This window comes from uncultured Capnocytophaga sp., from assembly GCF_937936315.1.
Classification (GTDB): Bacteria; Bacteroidota; Bacteroidia; order Flavobacteriales; family Flavobacteriaceae; genus Capnocytophaga.
The window spans coordinates 1-2,254 of the sequence record NZ_CALGWU010000067.1; the positions used below are offsets into that span (position 1 = coordinate 1).

Annotated in this window: 3 protein-coding genes; 1 reads left to right on the forward strand and 2 read right to left on the reverse strand. The window is 44.5% G+C overall.

The window, feature by feature from the left end; all coding sequences use genetic code 11:
- Together Q0162_RS13130 and Q0162_RS13135 are read right to left on the reverse strand one after the other, a co-directional pair.
- Positions 1–181 (reverse strand): heavy metal-associated domain-containing protein (locus Q0162_RS13130; protein ID WP_297892604.1); only part of this gene is annotated, 181 nt, incomplete at its 3' end.
- A 31-nt stretch (positions 182–212) separates the two neighbouring features.
- Complete coding sequence (locus tag Q0162_RS13135) at positions 213–416, reverse strand: heavy-metal-associated domain-containing protein (RefSeq protein ID WP_277125631.1); 204 nt, start codon at positions 414–416, stop codon at positions 213–215.
- A gap of 133 nt (positions 417–549) precedes the next feature.
- Here Q0162_RS13135 and Q0162_RS13140 point away from each other — a divergent pair, with 133 nt between their 5' ends.
- A complete protein-coding gene (locus tag Q0162_RS13140) occupies positions 550–2,091 on the forward strand; it encodes a type I restriction-modification system subunit M (protein ID WP_297892610.1) in 1,542 nt (513 codons plus the stop codon).
- Positions 2,092–2,254 lie beyond the last annotated feature (163 nt).

The window sequence follows — 2,254 nt, forward strand, 5'->3', positions numbered from 1 at the left end:
CCAAGGAAGTAACCATTGTATAGTGAGTACCCTCCAAGGCTGCTTTGAGAACTTCAAAAGGCACGTGCTCAGTGCTGTCCACCACGGCAGTTTTCTCCTTGGCATTGGCGACGACCTGACTTACGCCCTCAACCGCCTCCAAGCGTTTTTTGACCGTAGCCTCGCAGCCACTACAGCTCATGCCCTTGACATAGTAAGTGTGTGTCATAGTGTCAGGCTTTCTCGATGGTGTAATCTGTACCTTCCAGTGCTTTTTTTAGCTCAGCCAAAGGCACTTCCTTAGGAGCTTCCACGAAAGCTTTTTGCTGGTCGAAATCCACCCTAACGGCAGTAACGCCTGACACTTTAGACAATCTTTCTTCTACAGTGGCTGCACAGCCTGTGCAACCCATTCCTTTGATAGTATATACTTGCATGATATTAATTTTTAGCACCCCTTTTACTTGCAAATATTATGCCAAGTTAATGATTAATGTTCTTAAAAATTGCTTGACAAATGGCCGTTATTTTTGTACCTTTGCCCTTCTAATCTAACACCTAACACCTAACATGAGTAGCACTAAACAACGAGATGAATTACAAGGGGCTATTTGGAAGATAGCCAACGAAGTAAGAGGAGCCGTAGACGGCTGGGATTTTAAACAATTCGTTTTAGGCACCCTTTTCTATCGTTTTATCAGCGAGAATTTTACGAACTTCATCGAAGGTGGCGATGAGAGTGTGCAGTACGCCGAGCTACCCGATGAGGCTATTACCCCTGAAATAAAAGACGATGCTACGAAAACCAAAGGCTACTTCATCTACCCCAGTCAGCTGTTTGTAAATGTAGCCAAAAATGCGAATACCAATTCCAATCTCAATACCGATTTAGCGGCTATCTTCTCCGCTATCGAAAGTTCCGCCAATGGCTACCCCTCCGAAGCAGATATCAAAGGCCTCTTTGCCGACTTCGATACTACCTCCAACCGCCTTGGCAATACCGTTGAGGAAAAAAACAAACGCCTCGCCGCGGTAATTAATGGAGTGGCAGGACTTAGTTTTGGCAATTTCGAAAACCACCAAATCGACCTCTTTGGCGATGCTTATGAGTTCCTTATCTCTAACTATGCTGCCAATGCCGGTAAATCGGGAGGGGAGTTCTTTACCCCTCAGAATGTCTCTAAACTCATTGCGCAGTTGGCATTGTTAGGACAAACTTCAGTAAATAAGATTTACGACCCTGCTTGTGGGTCGGGCTCTATCCTGCTACAAGCTAAAAAACACTTCGATGACTACCAGATAGAAGAAGGCTTCTTTGGGCAGGAAATCAATCATACTACCTACAACTTGGCGCGTATGAATATGTTCTTGCACAATATCAACTACGATAAATTCAATATTGCCTTAGGCGATACGCTTATCAACCCTTGTTTTGGCGATGAAAAACCTTTTGATGCGATTGTTTCCAATCCTCCTTATTCGGTGAACTGGATAGGCAGCGATGACCCTACCCTTATCAATGACGACCGTTTTGCGCCCGCAGGCGTGTTAGCCCCCAAATCCAAAGCCGACTTTGCTTTTGTATTGCATTCCCTCAGCTACCTTTCCGCTAAAGGGCGTGCCGCTATCGTATGTTTCCCCGGTATCTTTTATCGTGGAGGCGCCGAGCAGAAAATACGCAAATACCTCATTGATAACAACTATGTAGAAACCGTTATCGCCCTACCGCCCAACCTCTTCTATGGCACCAGCATTGCCGTGAATATATTGGTGCTTTCCAAACACAAACCCGACACCCTTACCCAATTCATTGATGCCAGTGGTGAGGGCTTTTTTAAGAAAGAAACCAATAACAACGTGCTGACTGATGCCCATATAGCGCGCATCGTTAGCATTTTTGCCGACAAAGAGGCGGTACCACACACCGCTGTACAAGTAGACAACCAGCAGATAGCCGAAAATGACTACAACCTATCCGTTAGTTCGTATGTAGAAGCAAAGGACACCCGCGAGGTGATAGATATCAAGCAACTCAACGCTGAAGTAGCGCAAACCGTAGTGCGGATTAATGAACTGAGAGCTGATATTGAGGGGATTATTAGAGAAATATAGGGGTAGTATATGAATAGTGAAATAAAATATCTGATTTATAATACACCGCAAGAAGCGGTTTCAGTTAAAGCTGTTGTTAAAGGTGAAACCATTTGGCTTACACAAAAGGCAATGGCAGAACTTTTTGATGTTGAAGTTCCTGCAATATCAAAACATCTTGCTA

Excerpts from the sequence above, each read along its gene's own strand:
- Q0162_RS13140 (WP_297892610.1), top strand. The coding sequence starts at position 550 with ATGAGTAGCACTAAACAACGAGATGAATTACAAGGGGCTATTTGGAAG.
- Q0162_RS13135 (WP_277125631.1), bottom strand. The coding sequence starts at position 416 with ATGCAAGTATATACTATCAAAGGAATGGGTTGCACAGGCTGTGCAGCC.